2 protein-coding genes and 1 pseudogene are annotated in these 3,988 nt (G+C 36.2%); 2 read left to right on the top strand and 1 reads right to left on the bottom strand.

Annotated features, from left to right (window positions below; all coding sequences use genetic code 11):
• On the bottom strand, positions 1–498 hold a 498-nt coding region (locus C1E99_RS11645; protein ID WP_161951192.1), incomplete at its 3' end, for a transposase.
• A 506-nt stretch (positions 499–1,004) separates the two neighbouring features.
• Between C1E99_RS11645 and C1E99_RS11640 the strand changes: the two genes are divergently transcribed.
• Positions 1,005–2,678, top strand: a complete 1,674-nt coding sequence (locus C1E99_RS11640) for a recombinase family protein (RefSeq protein WP_105207634.1) — start codon at positions 1,005–1,007, stop codon at positions 2,676–2,678.
• Positions 2,679–2,967: 289 nt separating this feature from the next.
• Positions 2,968–3,988, top strand: a pseudogene (locus C1E99_RS11635) (transposase); the annotation flags it as partial.

Here is a 3,988-nt window from a genome sequence, read left to right as displayed (position 1 = left end):
TCCGTTCAAGGCATCTTCATAGCGTTCAACGGCCTTTTTCCACGTGAAGGAATACTTATTGGCATCAGCTTCTACCTTAGTCCCGTCAATGAAGAGAGCCTCATCTTCAATCACCCCATTCTCTCTGAGGAGGAGGGTGAAGTAGATGAAGGTAGTTTTGATGAGCTGATTGGCGTGTGTGCTAGCCCGAAAACTGTTTATGGTCCGATAACAGACATAGGTATCCTGACTCAGCCATTTCATAGGAATGACTTCTTCATTCATTTGAACGATTTTCCGACCAGAGAATACCTGGCGAGCGTAGGCAAACAGGGTCATTTTAAGCAACATAGCTGGATGAAAGGCAGGACGACCTGTGTGGGAAGTTTCTTCTAACAGAACGGATAAAGGAATAGTATCCACAAACTGACTAATCAGACGAGCCTCATGCGTTGCAGGTAAATCCCAAGCAATATTTAATTCCAAACTTAACTGATTTGTGTTATACTGTTTATACATTTTCATGCCTTTCTAGTTGTTTTGTGGTTATTATAATTATAAAGCATGAAATGGAAAACGAGCAACTCCTAATTGGAATTGCTCGTTTTTTTACTGTGAGAAGCTAGTTTTTGCCCAGCCTCTTTTGCATGGAATTAAAACTAATATCAAATTCATTAACAGTTTTTTTATAATTTCCAAAAAATGGCAGAATGTAGTTGAGTTATAGAAGGAGTTTATCATGATTATACATGATTTACATTTCTACAAGCAACTACTTCTGCCTTTTGTTATGAGGAATCAGAGAATAATAGTTTCACTTGGAGGTCATCTATGGATGAACTAGTGAGATTTTTGGAAGAAATGCTTCTGAAATATGGAGATAACATTGATTGCTCAAATTTACCAATCAAGGAAGAAAACCTGTATACTGATGAGTAGTTGCTTGTGTTCTTTTCTAAAAAGAGTTAAAATACCCTTAAGATTATAAGGGTATTTTTTGGTCAAACTTTTCAAGGAGAAATTAAATGAAGCGAAAGAAAGCCTATATCTATACAAGGGTATCTACAAATATGCAAGTTGAAGGATTTTCATTAGACGCTCAAGAAACAAGAATTCATCAATATGCCAATGCTTTTGATATTGAGATTGTGAAAACCTATCAAGACGCTGGGAAATCTGGTAAAACCATGCTAGGTAGAACGGAATTTATGGCTATGATATTAGATATCGAAGCAGAGAAAGATAAAGTAGATTATGTACTTGTATTCAAATTATCACGTTTTGGTCGAAATGCTGCGGATACTTTAAAATCTCTAGCTATCATGGAATCTCATGGTGTAAATCTGATTTGTGTTGATGATGGACTAGATAGTTCAAAGGATTCAGGAAAGTTAGTCATTACTATCTTGTCGGCTGTTGCTGAAATGGAAAGAGAGAATATTATTTCTCAAGCTATGGAAGGTCGCAGACAAAAAGCGAGAGCTGGTCAATGGAATGGTGGATTTGCGCCTGTAGGATATTCCCTTGTTAATGGTCAATTGCAAGTAAATCAAGAAGAAGCTGAATCAGTAAAAATGATTTTTGATTTATTTGCTAACAGTGATATGGGTACTATAGCTATTGCCAAGCATTTAGCCAACCTAGATATAAAGAAACCAATTCGACATAATAGCACCCTTCCATATTTTTCATCAAGTGGCATTGCAAGAATCTTAGACAATCCAGTTTACAATGGAAAAATTGCTTTTGGACGGCGTGAAAGCACTCGAGATAAAATTTCTGGTGAAACGAAAGTCATACAGTCTGAAAATTATATTCTAACAGACGGAATACATGAAGCAATTATTGACGATGAGATTTGGAATAAAGTGAGGAAAAAACGAGAAGCTAATGCCCATAAGTATAAACGTGAGAACCCAAGTAAGGGCGATTCTATTTATATACTTTCGGGATTGATAAAATGTCCATTATGCCATGCTGGGCTTTATGGAAATAAAAGTATCAAGAGAAATAAAAATAAGAAAGATGAATACTATAAAAACTATTACTACTATGCTTGTAAACATAGAAAACATGTAGATGGTCATAAGTGCACATTTAATAAACAGCTTAAAACAGGAAATTTAGACCATGAAGTATTATCAATCATTAGTAAGTTAGTTTCAAGACCTGATTTTGCACGAAAACTGCAAGAGAAAATAAATATTCAGGTTGATACAAGTAGGATAGACAGTGAAATTGAACAATATAAGAGTCTCTTTCGCCAACTCAATGCAACCAAATTGAATTTAATCCAACAAATTGACTCCTTAAATTTTGAAGATCCTCATTTTCAGCAAAAGTCAATTGATTTAGATATGAGATTAAATACTATTTATGATAAATTAGCAGATGTAGAAATGCTAATTGAGACAAGTGAATCTAAACGAGAGGTAATCCTAAAAGATAAAATGACCGCTGATAATATTTATAAAATATTAGTTAACTTTGCATCATTTATGGACGTCATGGAAGATATCGACAAGAAGCGATTGTGTCAGATGTTGATTGAAAAAGTCGAAATTTATGATGACAAAAATAAAGCAGGACGTTGGGTAAAAGCCATTCATTTCAAGCTTCCAATCATTGAGGAAGACTTAGAAATTAGTTTGGACAATAGTACACCGGTTGAGGCGGTTGTGAAACTTATTATAAAATAGTATTTCAAAAAATAAAATCATAGGAAAATATAGAAAGAACCACTTACAAACAGATAAAATGTGGCTCTATAATTTCTGTAGTGGGTAAAACCACCGTGGAAATTATGGAGCCTTTTTGAGTATATAAAAAAGTCCCATATGACCTATAATAAAAAGAGACTAAACAACTCATTAGAAAGAATCTTATGGAATAAATCAAGAGTCAGTGAAGTGACTCTTGATTCTTGAGCCTAGAAATCGAAAAGCGAAGAATCTTATCTCAAATCTACTCAGAATTAAAGACTAAAACATCACTATCACTGATGAATATGATATGGGAACTCACTTAGAACTCCACGGTCACTTGGATTACATAGCCCCTAAATGCTCAAAATGCAAGGGACAAATGGCTAAATACGACTTCCAGAAAGCCTCTAAAATCCCCTACCTAGAAACTGCTGGTTACCCGCTACTTATCCGCCTTAGAAAGCGTCGCTTCAAGTGTAAAGAATGCGGAAAAATAGCGGTCGCTGAAACTCCTCTTGTCAAGAAGAACCACCAAATCTCTGTCGCTGTTAACCAGAAAATCGCCCAATTACTCATCGAAAATCAAGCAATGACAGATATCGCACACAGACTATCCATTCCAACTTCATCAGTTAGTCGAAAGCTAAATGAGTTCAAGTTCGAAACGGATTGGAACACCTTACCTGAGGTGATGAGCTGGGAGTCAAACAGTCTGGGAAGAGACTGTTTGAGCTACCTTCAAGAAGGGGAAAATGAGCTTTATCGCACAAGATTTCAACTCCCTAAATGTCATTGCCATTCTGGACGGAAGAACTCAAGCAACCATCCGAAACCACTTTCTACGCTATCCTAGAAAGGTTAGAAATCGGGTCAAAGTCATTACTATGGACATGTTTAGTCCCTATTACAAATTGGCTAAACCCTTCGCTCTCCAATTTCTAAGCTCAGGCTGAAAAAGTCTATCCCCAGACTGTTTCACTCCCGAATGCAAAAATCGTACTCGACCGATTTCACATTGTACAACATCTGAGGCGTGCTATGAACCGTGTCCGTATTCAAATTATGAATCAATTCGACAGAAAATCGCACGAATACAGAGCTTTGAAACGTTACTGGAAATTGATACAACAAGATAGCCGTAAACTCAGCGATAAACGATTTTATCGCCCTATGTTTCGAATGCATTTGACCAACAAGGAAATACTGGAAAAACTCCTGTCTTTCTCCGAGGAACTACGACAGCACTATGAACTCTATCAACTTCTCTTATTCCATTTCCAAGAGAAAAATTCAGATCATTTCTT

Source organism: Streptococcus suis (assembly GCF_002964045.1).
Taxonomy (GTDB): Bacteria; Bacillota; Bacilli; order Lactobacillales; family Streptococcaceae; genus Streptococcus; species Streptococcus suis_U.
Note: the sequence above shows the minus strand (reverse complement) of the source record. Positions and strands in the feature narration are given on the sequence as shown.